Source organism: Streptomyces sp. NPDC087310 (genome assembly GCF_044744405.1).
Classification (GTDB): Bacteria; Actinomycetota; Actinomycetes; order Streptomycetales; family Streptomycetaceae; genus Streptomyces.
In genome coordinates this window covers 870,271-886,783 of sequence record NZ_JBIUYF010000002.1, presented here as the reverse complement: position 1 = coordinate 886,783, position 16,513 = coordinate 870,271, and the positions used below count along the sequence as shown (strand labels likewise).

15 protein-coding genes are annotated in these 16,513 nt (G+C 71.3%); 6 read left to right on the top strand and 9 right to left on the bottom strand.

All coding sequences use genetic code 11. The annotated features are described in order from the left end of the window. The first annotated feature begins 74 nt into the window (after positions 1–74). A complete protein-coding gene (gene uvrA, locus ACIO3P_RS09595) occupies positions 75–2,927 on the top strand; it encodes an excinuclease ABC subunit UvrA (RefSeq protein WP_401848243.1) in 2,853 nt (950 codons plus the stop codon). 69 nt (positions 2,928–2,996) lie between these two features. Here the strand turns inward: uvrA and ACIO3P_RS09590 are convergent, their stop codons facing one another. The 3 genes from ACIO3P_RS09590 to ACIO3P_RS09580 are packed head-to-tail and all read right to left on the bottom strand — an operon-like array spanning position 2,997 to position 5,530. Continuing rightward, a complete protein-coding gene (locus tag ACIO3P_RS09590; RefSeq protein WP_401848245.1) occupies positions 2,997–4,031 on the bottom strand; it encodes an alcohol dehydrogenase catalytic domain-containing protein in 1,035 nt (344 codons plus the stop codon). A 47-nt stretch (positions 4,032–4,078) separates the two neighbouring features. Further along, positions 4,079–5,065, bottom strand: coding sequence for a zinc-binding alcohol dehydrogenase family protein (locus ACIO3P_RS09585; RefSeq protein ID WP_401848246.1), 987 nt, complete (start codon positions 5,063–5,065; stop codon positions 4,079–4,081). 27 nt (positions 5,066–5,092) lie between these two features. Next, the gene (locus ACIO3P_RS09580; protein WP_401848248.1) at positions 5,093–5,530 is read right to left on the bottom strand and encodes a cupin domain-containing protein; all 438 of its coding nucleotides are present in this window, start codon (positions 5,528–5,530) and stop codon (positions 5,093–5,095) included. Positions 5,531–5,730: 200 nt separating this feature from the next. Between ACIO3P_RS09580 and ACIO3P_RS09575 the strand changes: the two genes are divergently transcribed. Further along, positions 5,731–6,600, top strand: a complete 870-nt coding sequence (locus tag ACIO3P_RS09575) for a helix-turn-helix transcriptional regulator (RefSeq protein WP_329823743.1) — start codon at positions 5,731–5,733, stop codon at positions 6,598–6,600. Positions 6,601–6,634: 34 nt separating this feature from the next. Here ACIO3P_RS09575 and ACIO3P_RS09570 read toward each other — a convergent pair whose 3' ends face one another. From ACIO3P_RS09570 to ACIO3P_RS09560, 3 genes are all read right to left on the bottom strand, one after another. Continuing rightward, on the bottom strand, positions 6,635–8,236 hold the full coding sequence (locus tag ACIO3P_RS09570) for a Na+/H+ antiporter (protein ID WP_401848250.1): 1,602 nt from the start codon (positions 8,234–8,236) through the stop codon (positions 6,635–6,637). A 241-nt stretch (positions 8,237–8,477) separates the two neighbouring features. Beyond that, positions 8,478–9,362, bottom strand: coding sequence for an aldo/keto reductase (locus ACIO3P_RS09565; RefSeq protein ID WP_401848252.1), 885 nt, complete (start codon positions 9,360–9,362; stop codon positions 8,478–8,480). Next, a complete protein-coding gene (locus ACIO3P_RS09560) occupies positions 9,362–9,550 on the bottom strand; it encodes a hypothetical protein (protein WP_401848254.1) in 189 nt (62 codons plus the stop codon). The genes ACIO3P_RS09565 and ACIO3P_RS09560 overlap by 1 nt, the downstream gene beginning before the upstream one ends. A 443-nt stretch (positions 9,551–9,993) precedes the next feature. Between ACIO3P_RS09560 and ACIO3P_RS09555 the strand changes: the two genes are divergently transcribed. The 4 genes from ACIO3P_RS09555 to ACIO3P_RS09540 all read left to right on the top strand — a co-directional run bounded on the left by ACIO3P_RS09555 (position 9,994) and on the right by ACIO3P_RS09540 (position 13,528). Continuing rightward, entirely contained in the window at positions 9,994–10,914 is a 921-nt protein-coding gene (locus ACIO3P_RS09555) for a helix-turn-helix transcriptional regulator (RefSeq protein WP_329823739.1), read from the top strand. After that, entirely contained in the window at positions 10,914–11,933 is a 1,020-nt protein-coding gene (locus tag ACIO3P_RS09550; protein WP_329823738.1) for an aldo/keto reductase, read from the top strand. The genes ACIO3P_RS09555 and ACIO3P_RS09550 overlap by 1 nt, the downstream gene beginning before the upstream one ends. 147 nt (positions 11,934–12,080) lie before the next feature. Beyond that, complete coding sequence (locus ACIO3P_RS09545; protein ID WP_401848256.1) at positions 12,081–12,455, top strand: MerR family transcriptional regulator; 375 nt, start codon at positions 12,081–12,083, stop codon at positions 12,453–12,455. Between the two features lie 122 nt (positions 12,456–12,577). Then, positions 12,578–13,528: an NADP-dependent oxidoreductase gene (locus ACIO3P_RS09540; protein WP_401848259.1), complete on the top strand. Its 951-nt coding sequence runs from the start codon at positions 12,578–12,580 to the stop codon at positions 13,526–13,528. 21 nt (positions 13,529–13,549) lie between these two features. On the opposite strand, the gene ACIO3P_RS09535 is transcribed toward ACIO3P_RS09540, so the two are convergent. The 3 genes from ACIO3P_RS09535 to ACIO3P_RS09525 form a co-directional block, all read right to left on the bottom strand. Further along, positions 13,550–14,584: an L-idonate 5-dehydrogenase gene (locus tag ACIO3P_RS09535; RefSeq protein ID WP_401848261.1), complete on the bottom strand. Its 1,035-nt coding sequence runs from the start codon at positions 14,582–14,584 to the stop codon at positions 13,550–13,552. Between the two features lie 147 nt (positions 14,585–14,731). After that, complete coding sequence (locus tag ACIO3P_RS09530; RefSeq protein ID WP_401848262.1) at positions 14,732–15,502, bottom strand: SDR family oxidoreductase; 771 nt, start codon at positions 15,500–15,502, stop codon at positions 14,732–14,734. Continuing rightward, a complete protein-coding gene (locus tag ACIO3P_RS09525; protein WP_401848264.1) occupies positions 15,499–16,506 on the bottom strand; it encodes a 2-hydroxyacid dehydrogenase in 1,008 nt (335 codons plus the stop codon). The genes ACIO3P_RS09530 and ACIO3P_RS09525 overlap by 4 nt, the downstream gene beginning before the upstream one ends. Positions 16,507–16,513 lie beyond the last annotated feature (7 nt).

Here is a 16,513-nt window from a genome sequence, read left to right as displayed (position 1 = left end):
GGTACCACGGATGCCGGGACGCGTCCGGACCTCTGTGAAGAGCGCACGTATGACAGGAAGGGCGGCTCGACCGAGTGAGAGACTTCATCGCCATCAAAGGTGCCCGTCAGCACAATCTTCGTGACATCTCCGTGGAGATTCCCCGTGACGCGCTCGTCGTTTTCACCGGGGTGTCCGGTTCGGGCAAGTCGAGTCTGGCGTTCGACACCATTTTCGCCGAAGGGCAGCGGCGGTATGTCGAGTCACTCTCGGCCTATGCGCGTCAGTTCCTGGGGCAGATGGACAAACCTGATGTCGATGTCATCGAGGGCCTGTCGCCCGCCATCGCCATCGACCAGAGGACGACCGGCCGTAACCCGCGTTCCACGGTCGGCACCATCACGGAGCTCTACGACTACCTGCGCCTGCTGTACGCCCGTATCGGCCTTCCCCACTGCCCGGTGTGCGGAGCGCCGGTCAGCCGCCAGACCCCGCAGAAGATCGTGGACCGGCTTCTGGCCACGGAGGAGGGCACACGTATCCAGGTGCTGGCCCCGGTCGTTCGTGGACGCGAGGGCGAACATGCCGAAGTCTTCCGGCAATTGACGGCCGACGGCTTCAGCCGGGTGCGGGTGGACGGCACCGTCCTCCGACTGACCGCACCGCCGGCGCTGGACCAGCGCGAGAAGCACTCCATCGACGCCGTCGTGGACCGGCTGGCCGTCACACCGGGCGTCCGGCAGCGCCTGACCGATTCCGTCGAGACCGCACTCGGCCTCGCGGGCGGTGTCGTCCGCGTCGACTTCGTGGATCTCGACGCGGAGGACGCCCGACGGGAGCTGACGTTCTCGGAGAAGATGGCGTGCCCGCAGGCTCACGACCTTGATCTGGACGTGCTCGAACCTCGGCTGTTCTCCTTCAACGCCCCCTGGGGCGCGTGCCCGGAGTGCGAGGGGCTCGGCTCGCGCACGGAGACCGATCCCGAACTCGTCGTACCGGACCAGGAGAAGTCTCTTGCCGAGGGAGCCATCGCTCCCTGGATCCATACGAGCGGTGCCGAGTATTTCGCCCGGCTGCTCGAAGCGCTGGCGTCGGAGGTGGGCTTCAGCACCAGCACTCCGTGGCGGAATCTGCCCTCCGCGGTGAGAAGGATGGTGCTGCACGGGACCTCGCGGCAGCTTCACCTCACGTACCGGAACCGGTTCGGGCGCGAGCGCTCCCATCCCGCCCGGTTCGAGGGCGTCCTCCCGCACATCGAGCGGCGCCATGCCGAGGCCGTCGCCGACGGATCCCGGAGCCGCTTCGACGGGTACATGCGCGAGCTGCCCTGCTCCGCCTGCTCCGGGGCGAGGCTCCGGCCCAGCGTCCTCGCGGTCACCGTGGGCGGACGCGGCATCGCCGAACTGACCACCCTGCCGATCGATGAACTCGCCCTCTTCACCACGGGACTGGAACTCGTCGGCTGGCAGCGCCGGGTCGCCCAAGCGGTCCTCAGGGAGATCGGCGAGCGGCTGCGGTTCCTCCTCGACGTGGGCCTGGGCTACCTGTCGCTGAGTCGGCCCGCCGCGAGCCTCTCCGGCGGAGAAGCACAGCGGATCCGGCTGGCCACCCAGATCGGAGCCGGGCTTGCCGGGGTCCTCTACGTGCTGGACGAACCGAGCGTCGGGCTGCACCAGCGGGACAACCAGCGGCTGATCGAAACCCTGCTGCGGCTGCGGGACCGGGGCAACACCGTGATCGTCGTGGAACACGACGAGGACACGGTGCGAGCGGCCGACTGGGTGGTGGACATCGGGCCGGGGGCGGGTGAGCACGGCGGGCAGGTGGTGCACTCGGGGACGCCGGGGGAACTGATGGCCCACCCCACCTCCCTCACCGGGGCCTATCTCTCCGGCCGCCGGGAGATTCCGCTGCCGGAGCGGCGCCGGCCGAGGGCGGACGGCCGTGAACTGACCGTGCACGACGCCACCGAGCACCATCTCAAGAACGTGACGGTGTCCTTCCCACTGGGACAGTTCGTCGCGGTCACCGGTGTCTCCGGCTCGGGCAAGTCCACCCTGGTCAACGACATCCTCCACACGGCGTTGGCCAGGCACTTCCACCGGGCCCACAAGGTGCCCGGCCGGCACCGCACCCTCACCGGCGTCGAGGAGATCGACAAGGTCGTCCAGGTCGACCAGTCACCGATCGGCCGCAGCCCCCGCTCCAATCCGGCCACATACACGGGGGTCTTCGACCACCTGCGCAAGCTGTTCGCGCAGACACCGGAGGCCAAGGTACGCGGCTACCAGCCGGGCCGGTTCTCCTTCAACCTCAAGGGCGGCCGCTGCGAACCGTGCCTCGGCGACGGCACCGTCAAGGTCGAGATGAACTTCCTTCCCGACGTCTACGTCCCGTGCGAGGTCTGCCAGGGAGCGCAGTTCAACCGCGAGACCCTCGAAGTGCACTACAAGGGCAAGTCCATGGCCGACGTGCTGGCCATGACCATCGAGGAGAGCCTGGACTTCTTCGACGGGCACGCGGTCATCTCGCGCCACCTCAGGGCCCTGTACGGCGTGGGACTGGGGTACGTCAGACTCGGCCAGCCCGCCACCACGCTGTCCGGGGGCGAGGCCCAGCGCGTCAAACTCGCCGCCGAACTGCAACGGCGTACCAAGGGCCGCACCCTCTACCTTCTCGACGAGCCGACCACCGGCCTGCACACCGCCGACATCCGCCAACTGCTCTCCGTGCTCCACCAGCTCGTCGACACGGGGAACACCGTTGTGGTCATCGAGCACAACCTCGACGTGATCAAGACCGCCGACTGGCTCATCGACATGGGCCCCGAGGGCGGCCGTGGCGGCGGCACCGTCATCGCCCAGGGAACCCCGGAAGAGGTCGCGGCCCACCCCCGTTCCCATACCGGGCGATTCCTGCGCCCGCTTCTGGACGGCGGCTCGTCGTGACGGTGGCATTGTGTACGAGGCGATCGGGATCCACCGGCTGGAACAGGAGTCGCCGCGCCGCTCCGGGTGTCACGGGGTGAGGAGGACCTTGAGGGCTTCGCGCCGGTCCATCGCGCGGTAGCCGTCAGGGGTCTGCTCCAGGGTGAGGGCGCGGTCGAAGACACGGCCGGGTTCGACGGTGCCGTTCAGGACGGCGGGCAGCAGTCTCTCGATGGAGGCGCGTACGGGGGCCGGGCCGCCGGTGAGGGTGATGTTCGGGCCGAAGAGGCTGCCGAAGCCGACGGGGGCGTCCTCGTACTGGGGGACGCCGACGCGGCTGATGACACCGCCGGGGCGGACGGCTCCGACGGCCATCTCATAGGCGGGCATGTGGCCGACGGCTTCCAGGACGGCGCGGGTGCCATGGCCGCCGGTGAGGTCGCGGACCTTGGCGATGCCCTCGTCGCCGCGTTCGGCGATGACATCGGTGGCACCGAAGTACCGGCCCAGGTCGGTACGTTCCTTGTGGCGTCCCATGAGGATGATGCGCTCGGCGCCGAGCTGTTTGGCGGAGAGCACGGCGAGCAGGCCGACGGCGCCGTCGCCGATGACGGTGACGGAGTCGCCGGGCGCGACCCTGGCCTGGTGGGCGGCGTGGTGGCCGGTGCCGTAGACGTCGGCGAGGGTGAGCAGGGAGGGCAGGAGCGCCTCGTCCACGTCGCGCGGGAGCTTGACCAGGGTGCCTTGTGCCTGGGGGACACGGACGGCCTCGGCCTGGGCGCCGCCGACGCCGGCGGCGAAGAAGCCGCCGTTGGGGCAGGAGGTGTGCAGTCCGGCGCGGCAGAACGCGCAGGTGTTGTCGGCGAAGGCGAAGGGCGCCACGACCAGGTCACCGCGCCGGAGGCCGGAGACCTCGGACCCGGTCTCCTCGACGGTGCCGAGGAACTCGTGGCCCATGGGCACCGGGCCGTCGGCGGCCGTCAGGGAGTGGTACGGATGCAGGTCGCTGCCGCACACGCAGGAACGCAGGACGCGGACGATCGCGTCGGTGGGCTGCTCGATGACCGGGTCGGGGGCGTCCTGGACGCGGACATCGCCGGCTTCGTACATGAAAGTGGCCCGCATGGGGTCGACTCGCTTTCTCGTCGGTGGGTTCTCGGTGCCGCCGAAGGTCAGGGCACCGTGAGGATGACCTTGCCGTGGGCCTGGTGGGAGCGGAGCCGGTCGGCGGCCTCGGCTGCGGTGTCGAAGGACAGGGTGGTGTCGATCAGGGGCCGTACTCGTGCGTCGGCGACAGCGGCGAGCAGTGCCTGCCCGGCGGCGGCGATGACGGCGCCGAGCTCGGCAGGCCGGGTGAAGCCGAAGGAGACCCCCGCGACGCGCAGATGGCGGTAGGCGAGGGCGTCGAGGTCGATGGTGGACTCGGCAGTGTCGAGGCGTCCGATGTTGACCACGGCACCGTCGGTGCTGGTGGCGGGCAGGCACGCGGCGAAGGTCCGTCCGCCCACGTGGTCGAGAGCCACATCGACGCCTTGGCCGCCCGTGGCGTCCAGCACCGCCTTGGCGAGGCCCTGCTCGCCGGCGACCACGACGGTGTCGGCTCCGGCCCGGGTGAGCAGGCCGCGCTTGCCGGCGCCGCGGGTGGTGGCGATGATCCGACCGGCGCCGAGTGCCTTGGCGACCTGTACCCCGATCAGGCCGATGCCGGAGGTGGCTCCGGTGATCAGTACCGACTGTCCGGGCCGGAAGCCAGCGACCGTGAGGGCGCCGTGTTCGGTGAGCAGCCCGGTGGGCAGCGCGCACGCCTCCTCGTGGCCGAGTCCGTCGGGGACGGGCAGGACGTGGCGGTGGTCGGCCAGGACGTACTGCGCGAAGCTGCCCGGGGAGGTTCCCATGACCCTCTCGCCCACCGCGGGCGCGTCCACGCCGTCGCCGACCGCGGTGACCTCACCGGCGAACTCGTAGCCGGCCCGGTACTCCTTGCCGGTGCCGCCGGAGGTGGGGTCGGCGCCGGCGAGCTGGGAGATGTCGGCGTTGTTGAGCGCGTTCGCGCGGGCGCGGACCACGATCTGCCCGGGACCGGGGTCGGGTACGGGGAGTTGGCGCGGGGTCCAGTCGGGGCCGGCGCCGCCGAACAGGGCGGTCATCGTCTCGGGCATGGGCGGGAGTTCCTTCGCGGGGTTCGGTCAGCGGCTGTGGCTGTGGTTGTGGCTGCGCGTGCGCTCGGCGTTGTACTGCTCGTCGGTGACGTGCTCCAGCCAGGTGGTCTCGGGCCGATCGTCGTCGGGGGCGGTGCCGTCCCACAGGGCGAGGTGCTGCATGAAGCGGTCCTCGGTGGCTCCGTGCCAGTGCTCCTCACCGGGCGGGCAGGTCACCGTCTCGCCGGGGTGGGCCTCGTACACGACCCCGTCGCGGGTGCCGATCAGGGCGGTGCCGGCGGTGATGTGGAGGGTCTGGCCGACGGCGTGGTGATGCCAGGCGGTGCGGGCGCCGGGGGCGAAGCGCACCATGTTGGCGCGGATACGGGACGGTTCCTGGCCGGCGCGGATGACGTCGAACCAGACGTCTCCGTTGAACCAGTCGGCGGGTCCCTTGCCCGTGGGCCGGGGCTTGACGAATTCCATGCGGGTCCTCCTCGGAAGGGGCGAATTCGAACTGCATTGCGCGACCACAAGCTCATGACGTGTCCTGCGGCCCGGTCACGCCATCAACATTCACCGATAGCGCCGCGCCCGCAAAGAGGAGGATTTCCTCCCGGGAGGGAAACATCCTGGGAGAGATTCCTCCCCCTCACGCGGCCCGCTTCCGCTGCCACACTGGAAACATGAGCCAGACACCGCGTCTCAACGAACTGGGCGAGTTCCTCAAGGCACGCAGGGCCGAGCTGACCCCGCGCGCGGTGGGCCTGCCCGACAGTTCCGGACCGCGTCGTGTGGCCGGGCTGCGGCGTGAGGAGGTCGCGCAGCTCACAGCGATCTCCACGGACTACTACACCCGGATGGAGCAGGGCCGCATGGCGCCCTCGGCCCCGGTTCTCAAGGCGGTGGCCGACGCCCTCCACCTGGATGAGGACCAGCGCCGCTACCTCTTCGGCCTGACGGGCATGGAGACCGCGGGGCCCCGCCGCCGCGCACTGCAGAAGGTGCAGCCGCAGCTTCGCCGAGTCCTGGAAGACTTCACGTCCACCCCGGCGATCGTGATGGGCCGGCGCATGGACGTCATCGCGTGGAATCCGCTGGCGGCGGCGCTCATCACCGATTTCGGCGCCGTACCGGAAAAGCGGCGCAATTACGTGCGTATTCTCTTCGCGGATCCGGCGATGCGCACGCTCTACGCCGACTGGAAAAGCGTGGCACGGACCGCGGTCGCGCAACTGCGGATGGAGGCCGCGAAGTATCCGGACGATCCCCGGCTGACCGCGCTGGTCGGGGAACTGTCCGTACAGGACGCCGACTTCCGGCAGTGGTGGGCCGCCCACCACGTCGCCACCCTCAGCGTGGGCACCAAGGTCCTCCACCACCCGATCGCCGGTGAACTCTCCCTCGACTGGGACACCCTCACCGCCAGTACCGATCCCGACCAGCAGTTGGTCGTGTGGACCGCCGAGGTCGGCTCTCCCACGCACGACGGGCTGCGCATCCTGGCTTCCTGGGCCGCCGGGCGGAGTCCGTCCGGCGTCCCCGGGCACCCGTGATGCTCTCCGCGGAGACGAACGCCGGCCGTGCATCTCACTCCGGGGCCATGATCTGGGCCAGGCGCGCCTCCTCCGCGTCCAGTTGCCCCTGCACGCGCAGGAGGACGGCGTCGTCGATGCGGTGCCGGTCGCGCAGGCCGATGACGGCGGAGCGCTTGTGTTCCAGGAGAGCCAGGCGCAGGGCGGTCTCCTGCTGGTGGCGTCGTACGAGTGCTCCCGACCCCGGGGCGTCCGCGGCGCCGGTGGCGTTCAGGGTGCGCAGGTGGGTTTCGTACTCGGCCCGCAGCCGCTCGGCGACCTCGGCGTCGGTACCGAGGTCGGCCGCCACCGCGGGGAGGGCGTCGAGTGCGGCCTCGGACGCCGTGGTCCGGGCCAGACCGAGTTCGCGCTCGGTGTCCGTGTCGCGGGGCAGCCCCGCCCGGCGGGTGACGGCCGGAAGGACCAGCCCCTGCACCACGAGGGTGGCCACGACGACGCCCGCGGTGACGAAGACGATGGCGTCCCGATCGGGGAACGGAGCGCCCGAGCCGACGGTGTACGGCACGGACAGCGCCAGCGCCAGGGAGACGGCCCCCCGGAACCCGGCCAGGGCGCTCACCACCCGGGCCCGGTGGCTCATACGGCGTTTCCGCTGCTGGGGACGCCTGTCCAGTGCTCTGATCGCGTACACCGAGACGAACAGGAACAGGAACCGGACGGCGACCAGAGCGCCGTAGACCGCTACCACCATGAGCAGCGCCTGGGGCAGGGCGGTGCCCGAGAGGCCCCGTACCGCTGCCTGCGCCTCCAGCCCGACCAGGACGAACAGGGCGCCGTTGAGCAGGTACATCGCCAGCGACCAGAACGCCTCCGTCTGCCGCCGGGCCGCTGCCCGGCCCAGGCTCGGCCCGGCCTGGCTCATGATCAGCCCGCACACCACCACCGCGAGCACCCCCGACGCCTCGATGAACTCGGCCAGCAGGTAGGCGGTGAACGGGATCAGCAGAATCGTGAGGTTGTCCAGCAGCGCGTCGCCCAAGGCGCTCACACGGCGTCTGACCCTGACGCCGAGCCAGGCCACCGCCACGCCGACCGCGATCCCGCCCCCGTAGGACAGCGCCACGAGAGCGCTGATGTGAGTGGTGGTGAGGTGTTCGGAGCCCACGGTGACGCCGACCGCCAGCCCGTAGACGACCAGGGCCGTGCCGTCGTTGATCAGCGACTCGGCGCGCAGCAGCGTGATGTTGCGGTGGGGCAGGAGGCGGGAGACCACGCCGACCGCGGTGGCGTCGGTCGGTGCGACGGCGGCCCCCAGCACCCAGGCCGGCCCCCAGGGCAGGCCGAGCGCGTGGGCGAGGGCCGCGACGGCCCAGGCGGTGCAGGCCACGAGGAGCGTGCCGGTCAGGACGATGCCGCGCAGATCCCGGCGGATCGTCCGCAGCGACGTGGTGACGCTCTCCCAGTACAGGATCACCGGCAGGAAGACCAGCAGCAGGATGTCCGGCGGCAGCTCCGTCCCGCGCAGCGCCGGTACGAACCCCAGCAGGATCCCGGCGGCCAGTTGCAGGACGGGAGCGGCCACCCGCAGCCGGTGGGCGAGCACGCCGCTCACCAGCAGCGCGCAGGCGAGGATCACGACGAGCTCAAGCCCTGCCACTACTCGTCCTCCTTGCTCGGACCGTCGGACGGCCGGACCCTCGGACGGCCGGCGTGCGCGGTGGCCGGACCGTCGGACGGCCGGACGTGCGCGGTGGCCGGACCGTCCGTCACTGCCCGGCCGGGCAGTCCGTCGACCGGGCCGGACCGGGTCGCGCGGCATACGGTGCCGGTGCTCTAGGGGGTGTACTCACCCTGCGGCAGCCGATGGGGCGGCGCGACCCGGCGGTGTGCCGACCACCTCAGGCTTCGGGGATGGCGCGGCTGAATGTGGCGAGGGTGACGTCCTCCGGCTCGGGTCCGCCGCGGCGGCCGGTCTCCAGGGCGTCGAGGGCCTTCAGCTCGTCCGCGGTGAGTTCGAAGTCGAAGACGTCGGCGTTCTCGGCGATGCGGTGGCGCTTGGTCGACTTGGGGATCACCGAGCGGCCGTGCTGGAGGCCCCAGCGCAGCAGCACCTGGGCCGGGCTCTTGCCGTGTGCCTCGGCGACGCCGGTGACCACCGGATCCTTCAGGACGCTCGTGCGGTTCTCGCCGTACCCCGGGTAGAAGGTGATGCCGCCGATGGGGGACCACGCCTGGTTGAGGATGCCGTGCGCGTCATCGAAGTCGAGGACGGCGCGCTGCTGGAAGTAGGGGTGGATCTCCAACTGGTTGACCGCGGGGACGACGGTGGTGGCGTCGAGCAGTGCGGTCAGGTGGTCGACCATGAAGTTGCTGACGCCGACGGCCCGGACCTTGCCGTCGGCCAGGAGCTGTTCCAGGGCGCGGTAGGCGGCGAGGGTCCTGTCGAAGTCCGACGGGAGGGCCTGGTGCAGGATGAGCAGGTCGATGCGGTCGACGCCCAGCTTGGCGGCGCTCTTGTCGAAGGCGTGCAGGGTCTCGTCGTATCCGTAGTCGTTGATCCAGATCTTCGTCTCGATGAAGATGTCGTCGCGGGGCACCGCCGAGGCGTGGATGGCCTGGCCGACCTCGCGTTCGTTTCCGTACGCGGCGGCGGTGTCGATGTGCCGGTAGCCGAGGTCGAGCGCGGCCGTGACGGCGGCCCGGGTCTCGTCCGGCGGGGTCTGGAAGACGCCGAGCCCGAGGGCGGGCATCTCGACGCCGTTGTTGAGGGTGAGGGTCTGCATCACAGGGACCTTTCGGTGCGGGTGGCCCGCGAGGGCACGATGAGGGTGACGACGGCCGGGGCCGCCAACGCGAGCAGGACGGCCGATCCGGTCAGCGCGGCGCCCGGGTCCGCCGACGCGACGCCGTCGACATCGCCGGCGGTCGTCGGGGCCGGGGCCGGCCCCTGTCGGGCGCCTACGAGCACCATGGGCGGTGCCACTCCCGTCATGTAGGGGGTGTGCCGGTCGAGGCGGCTGAGCCGGGCCAGGGGCCGTGGTCGGGGCGACCCCGGTAAGCAGCACTTTCGGCCCGCTCACGCGCTCCGGCAACCGCACGGTGCTCCCTTCGGATCGGTCTCCGGTCCGGCTCGGTCCGGCTCGGTCCGAGCCGGTTCGGGCCCGGTCGTGGTCGGCCGGGACCTCGGCCTTTTCCAGGGAACCGTGCCTCGGCCCGTACGTGGGAGTCACTGCTCTTCCAGGTAATGGCAGTACCTCGCAGCCACGCGCCGACGGATCTACGGTGAGGAGACCGGCAGGGATGCGCGACGATCAGGCCGGCACAGGATCACGACGATCAGGACGATCAGGACGATCAGAAGGAGCCATCGCATGTCCGCCCTCGCCGCCACCGCAGGAGCTCCGGGGCCCGAGCATGGCTGACACCGGCAGGAAGACACTGGCCGCCGAGGTCCGTGACTTCCTGAGCACCCGGCGGGCTCGGATCACCCCGGAGCAGGCCGGGCTGCCGGTCTACGGCGTGAACCGTCGTGTCGTCGGCCTGCGCCGCGAGGAGGTCGCCCTGCTCGCGGGCATGAGTGTGGACTACTACATCCGGCTGGAGCGGGGGAATCTCACCGGCGCTTCGGACTCGGTGCTCGACGCCCTCGCGCACGCACTCCAGATGGACGAGGCCGAACGTACCCACCTCTACGACCTCGCCCGCGCGGCGACGCCGCGCGGCCGACGGGCCACGGTGACCGCGTCCCGTGTGCGGCCCACGATCCTGCGGCTGCTCGACTCGATGGCCGATGTGCCGGCGTACGTACGTAACGCGCGCTTCGACATCCTGGCCGCCAACAGGCTGGGGCGGGCGCTGTACGCACCCGTCTTCGACTCGCCGCTGTTCGCCCGGCGCGGTCCGGTCAACAGCGCCCGCTTCATGTTCCTCGACCCCGCCGGCCCGGAGTTCTGGGTGGACTGGGAAAGGGGCGCAAACGACGCGGTCGCCTTCCTGCGCACCGAGACGGGCCGGGCACCCCACGACAAGGCGCTCACCGATCTGATCGGAGAGCTGACGACCAGGAGCGACGACTTCGCCCGCCGGTGGGCCCGCCATGACGTGAAGTTCCACCGTTCCGGCGTCAAGAACCTCCACCACCCGCTGGTCGGCGATCTCGCGCTGCCCTACGAGGCGATGGACCTGCCGGCCGATCCCGGCCTGCGTCTCAACTTCTACACCCCCGAGCCGGACTCCCGGGAGCGGGAGGCCCTGGGCCTGCTCGCCAGTTGGGCCGGTTCCGGCACCGTCGTTCCCACCGTGAACGACCGACCACATCCGAGGAGAACAGACTGATGCAGTACCGACCGCTCGGCCGCACCGGCGTCCAGGTCAGCCCGCTCTGCCTGGGCGCGATGATGTTCGGCCCCTGGGGCAACGAGGACGAGGCCGACTCGATCCGGATCATCCACCGCGCCCTCGACGCGGGCGTCAACTTCGTCGACACCGCGGACGTGTACTCCGCCGGAGTCTCGGAGGAGATCGTCGGCAAGGCCCTGAAAGACCGCCGCGAGGACGTTTTCCTGGCGACCAAGTTCTTCATGCCGATGGACCAGGACGACCCCAACCAGCGGGGCGGATCGCGGCGTTGGATCATCCGCGAGGTCGAGAACTCCCTGCGGCGGCTCGGCACCGACCACATCGACCTCTACCAGGTCCACCGCCCCAGCCCCGACACCGACGTCTCGGAAACCCTCGGCGCTCTCTCCGACCTGGTCCACCAGGGCAAGATCCGTTACATCGGATCCTCGTCCTACTCCGGCTCCCAGATCGTCGAGGCCCAGTGGGTCTCGCGCGAGCGGAACCTGGAGCGGTTCGTGACCGAGCAGCCGCCGTACTCGATCCTGGTCCGCGGCATCGAGGAGGACGTACTGCCCACCGTGCGCCGCCACGGGATGGGCACCCTCACCTACAGCCCGCTGTCCGGGGGCTGGCTCTCCGGCCGCTACCGCAAGCACGCCACCGAGGGCCCTGCCTCCGCGGCCCGCCCCCAGGCCCGCTTCGACATGAGCACCCCCGCCAACCGGCGCAAGCTCGACGCCGTCGAACAACTCGCCGTCCTGGCGGAGAAGGCCGGTCTCACGCTCATCGAGCTCGCCGTCGCCTTCGTCGTCAACCACCCCGGCGTCACCTCGGCGATCATCGGGCCCCGCACCATGGAACAGTTGGAGGCGTTCCTGCCCGCCGCCGATGTCACGCTCTCGGCCGACGTGCTCGACGCCATCGACGAGATCGTCGCCCCCGGGGTCACGGTCAACCCGGTCGACAACAGCTACGGCGACTTCGAACTCCGCGCCGACCAGCGACGGAGGTGACACGGGACGGCTCGGCAGGTCAACGGCACGCTAGCGGCCCCGGTCGGCGCTCCGGTCCCAGCCCCGGTCCCGGCCGAGTGTGGGGGAGGCCGGGGCAGCGGCTGTGCGACAGTGGGGAACATGCGTCCGGCGGGAGGGAAAGAGGCCATGCGAATCGGCGAGGTGGCCGCGGAAGCGGGGGTCAGTACGCGGGTGCTCCGCTACTACGAGCAGCAGCGTCTGCTCGTCTCGACCCGGACGCCGGCCGGGCATCGCGCGTACGACCGCACCGCTGTGGAGCGGGTCCGGCTCATCCAGATGCTCTACGCCGCCGGGCTCTCCAGCAGGACCATCCGCGGGGTGCTCCCCTGTGTGGAGAGGGGTGAGGCGACCCCGGAGCTGCTTGAGCTCCTGGCCACCGAACGTCAGCGTGTGGAACAGCAGATCGCCGGCCTGCTCACCGCGCGCAGCCGCTTGGACGACGTGATCGAGGCCGCGGGCAACCCCCACCACGACTGTGTCGAGCGTGCCCTGACCCGGTGAGGAACCCGGCGCTTGCACGTGACACCGGTGTCAAGCCTTAGCGTCCGGAGTCATCGGCAGGGTGCCGACACCATGGGGCCGTCCAGCGTCGGCGCCCGTGGGGTGTGGTTCAGGAGATGACGATGAGTGAGGCGTTCGGGTTCCGCGCGTTCGGCGGGCCGCAGGTCCAGGAGTTCTTCGACCGGCCGGATCCGGTGCCGGAGCCGGCGGAGGTCCTGATACGGGTCACCGCCGCCGGCGTCAATCCCCTTGATCACAAACTGCGTTCCGGCGTCGTACCGCACTTCTACGGCGAACGGCCGTTCCCGCAGGTGTTCGGGGCGGAGGCCACCGGTGTCGTCCTGGCCGTGGGAGCGGAGGTCGAGGGACTCGACGTGGGCGACACCGTGTTCGGCTGCGCGATCACCGGGGCCGGAACCTACGCGGGGACCACCGTCCTGGTCGGCGCCAACACCGCGCGCAAGCCCGCGGGGCTCCGCGACGACTGGGCGGCCACCATCCCGGTGGCGGCCACGTCCGCCCTGAACGCGGTAGACCAGCTCGACCTGCCCCGCGGCGCGACGGTACTGATCAACGGTGTCGGCGGAGGCGTCGGGCTCGTGACCGCGCAGGTCGCTCGCGAGCAGGGCCTGAACGTCATCGGCACGGGTGGCACCGCCAAGCGGACGCTCGCCGAAGCTGTCGGCGCGAGGTTCGTCGACTACACCGACGGCGATGTCGTCGACCGGGTGCGCGCGCTCGTACCGGACGGTGTCGACGGCCTGGTGGACCTCGTCGGCGGCGCCTCCCTGCGCACCGTCGCCCCGCTGGCCCGCGAGCCCGGAAAAGTGGTGTCCGTCGCCGACGGAACCGTGGCCGAGCTGGGCGGCGAGATGGTGCGCCGCCGCGTGGACCGGGCCGACCTGGAACGCGCGGCCGCACTCATGGTGCAGGGGCGCCTCGACCCGTACATCGTCGGGACGTACCCCCTCGCGCGGGCGGCCGAAGCCCTGGCCCTGGTGGAGAGCGGCCACGCTCTCGGCAAGGTCGTCATCGACCTGACCCGCGGCCCCGGCGTCGGGGCCGCGGAGTAGGCGGCGGGCGGTAGCCCCTCGTCAGGCGTCCGTCAGGTCCAGCAGGACCTTCGAGGCGACCGCCCGGTCGTGGGCGATGTCGAAGGCGGCGTGGGCGTCGGCGAGGGGGAAGGTGTGGGTCACGATCGCGTCGACCGGGAGACCCTGGGCCAGTAGGGTGATCGCCTCGTCGAACTCGGCGTCGAAGCGGAAGGCGCCCCGGAGGTTCAGTTCGCGGGTGACGGCGATGTTGCCCAGGAGGGGGACCTCACCGGGGGGCAGCAGGCCGAGGAGTACGACGGTGCCGCCGCGGCGTACTCGTTCGACGCAGGTGCGCAGGGCCGGGGGTGCCCCGGATGCCTCGACGGCGATGTCGAACGGCTCGGCCCAGGCGTCGGAGTCGGCCCCGGCGTCGTCCGCGCGGAGTGTGCGGGTGGCTCCGGACGCGGTGGCGATGGACAGAGGGGTGTCGAGGAGGTCGCTCACGACGACCTCGGCGGCGCCCCTGTGCCGCAGAACGGCGGTGACCAGGCAGCCGATCGGGCCCGCACCGGTGACCAGGACCCGTCGGCCGGTCACGTCGCCGGCCCGGTTCGCGGCGTGCACCGCCACCGACAGGGGTTCGGCCAGTACCGCGCGGCGCAGGTCCAGTTCCGGAGGCAGCGGGCGGATCTGCGCCGCGGGCACGGTGACCAGTTGGGAGAATCCGCCCTGGACGTGGGGCGTACGGGCGGCGCTGCCGAGGTAGCGGGTGTCGGCGCAGATGTTGCGGTGGCCGGCCGCGCAGTCGGCGCAGCGGTCGCAGGGGGTGGCGGGGTGGACGGCCACCGGGGTTCCGACGGCCGGTCCCTCGGAGCCGGGGCCCAGGGCGGTGACATGACCGACGACCTCGTGTCCGAGCACCATCGGCTCCTGGACGGTGAAGTCGCCGACCCGGCCGTGGCGGTAGTAGTGCAGGTCGGAGCCGCAGATTCCGCCGAGGGCGACGGCGACGGTCACCTGACCGGCTCCGAGCGGGGCGGGGGAGCGGTGCTCGACCCGGAGGCCCCCCGCGGGGTGGACGACGCAGGCTCGCATGGTGGGTTCCTTCCCTCGGGGGTGTCCGTCACAGGCGCCCGTCACAGGGGTCCGTGGCAGGGGTGTCCGTCACAGGTGCCTGTGACGGGGCTCTGTCGCAGGGGTCCGTCGCAGGTGTCCGTGACAGAGGCTCGTCACAGGGATGCGTCACAGGACGGAGAGCATGCCGCCGTCCACGTAGAGCACCTGGCCGTTGACGAAGTCGGACGCGGAGGAGGCCAGGAAGACCAGGGCTCCCACGAGGTCGTCGACGGCGCCCCAGCGGCCGGCCGGTGTGCGGGTGCGGACCCAGGCGCTGAACTCCTCGTCGGCCACCAGGGCCGAGGTGAGTTCGGTGGCGAAGTAGCCGGGGCCGATGCCGTTGACCTGGATGCCCAGCGGGCCCAGGTCGGCGCACATTCCCTTGGTGAGCATCTTCAGGCCGCCCTTGGTGGCGGAGTAGGCGGCGATGCCGGGGCGGACCGCCTCGCTCTGCAGCGAGCAGATGTTGACGATCTTGCCGTGGCCCCGGGGTGCCATGCGCCGGGCGACCTCGCGTCCCACGAGGAAGGCGCTGGTGAGGTTGGTGTCGACGAGGCGGCGCCAGTCGGCGTCGGTGAACTCCAGTATCGGGGTGCGGTGTTGGGTTCCCGTGTTGTTCACGAGGATGTCGATCGGGCCGGTCTCCTCCTCGATGTGCGCGACACCGGCGGCGACGGCCGCCGAGTCCGTCACGTCGAAGGCGGCCGTCCGTACCCGGTCCCCGAAGGAGGCCGCGAGTTCCGTGCCCGTCGCTTCCAGGGCCGCGGCGTTCCGTCCGTTGAGGACGACCGTACAGCCGGCCTCCAGCAGGCCCTTGGCCAGTGCCTTGCCGATACCGCGGCTGGAGCCGGTGACCAGGGCCGTCCTGCCGGTGATGTCGAACAGCGGGTGGCTCATGAGCGTGCTCCGGCGGTGCCCGCGGGGGTGCCCGGCACGGCGGGACCGCCGGGGAGCGGGGTACGGGCGGGGCGTTCGGCGAGGACGTCGAGGAGGTTGTCGACCGCCAGGTCGACCATGGCGGCCCGGGTGGCCTCGGTGGCCGAGCCGATGTGGGGCAGCGTGATGACGCGCTCCTCCGCCACCAGGGGCGACAACTCCGTCCCCATCGGCTCGTGTTCGAAGACGTCGAGCCCCGCGGAGTGCAGCCGCCCCTCCTGGACGGCGTGCAGCAGGGCCTCTTCGTCGACGACACCGCCCCGGGAGGTGGAGACCAGGGTGGCCGTGGGCTTCATCCCGGCCAGTTCGCGGGTCGAGATCAGGTGCCGGGTCTCCTCGGTGAGCGGCACGTGCAGCGACACGATGTCGGACTCGGCCAGCAGCGTGGCCAGACCCACCGAGGTCGACAGGGCGTCGTCGGGGGCGTACGGGTCGTGGTGGAGCACCCGCATGCCGAACCCCTGGGCCCGGCGGGCCACCGCGCGGCCGATCTGGCCGTAGCCGATCAGGCCGAGGGTGGCCGAGTGGATGTCCAGGCCGAGGTAGTCGTGCATCCGGAACAGACCCCAGGAGCCTTCCGCGAGGCTCGCTCCGGCGGCGCCGAGCCGGCGGCGGGCGGCCAGGATCAGGGCGAAGGTGAGGTCGGCGGTGGTCTCCGAGAGCACGCCGGGGGTGTGGGTGACGACGATGCCCCGCTCGGCGGCGGCGGCCCGGTCGACGTTGTCGAAACCCATGCTCGCCAGCGAGACGACGCGCAGCGAGGGGCCGGCCGCGTCCATCAGCGCGCCGTCCACCGGGTCGTTCCCCAGCGCCAGCACGCCACTCACCCCGGAGGCGAGGGCGGCGAGGTCGGCGGGTCCGGGCTTCCCCGTCCCGGGCCAGGCCACCACGTCCACGGCCTCGGACAGGCGCTCCAGGCCGTGGCCGGGCAGGTTTTCACGGGTGGTGAGGACACGCTTTTTCATCGGGGTC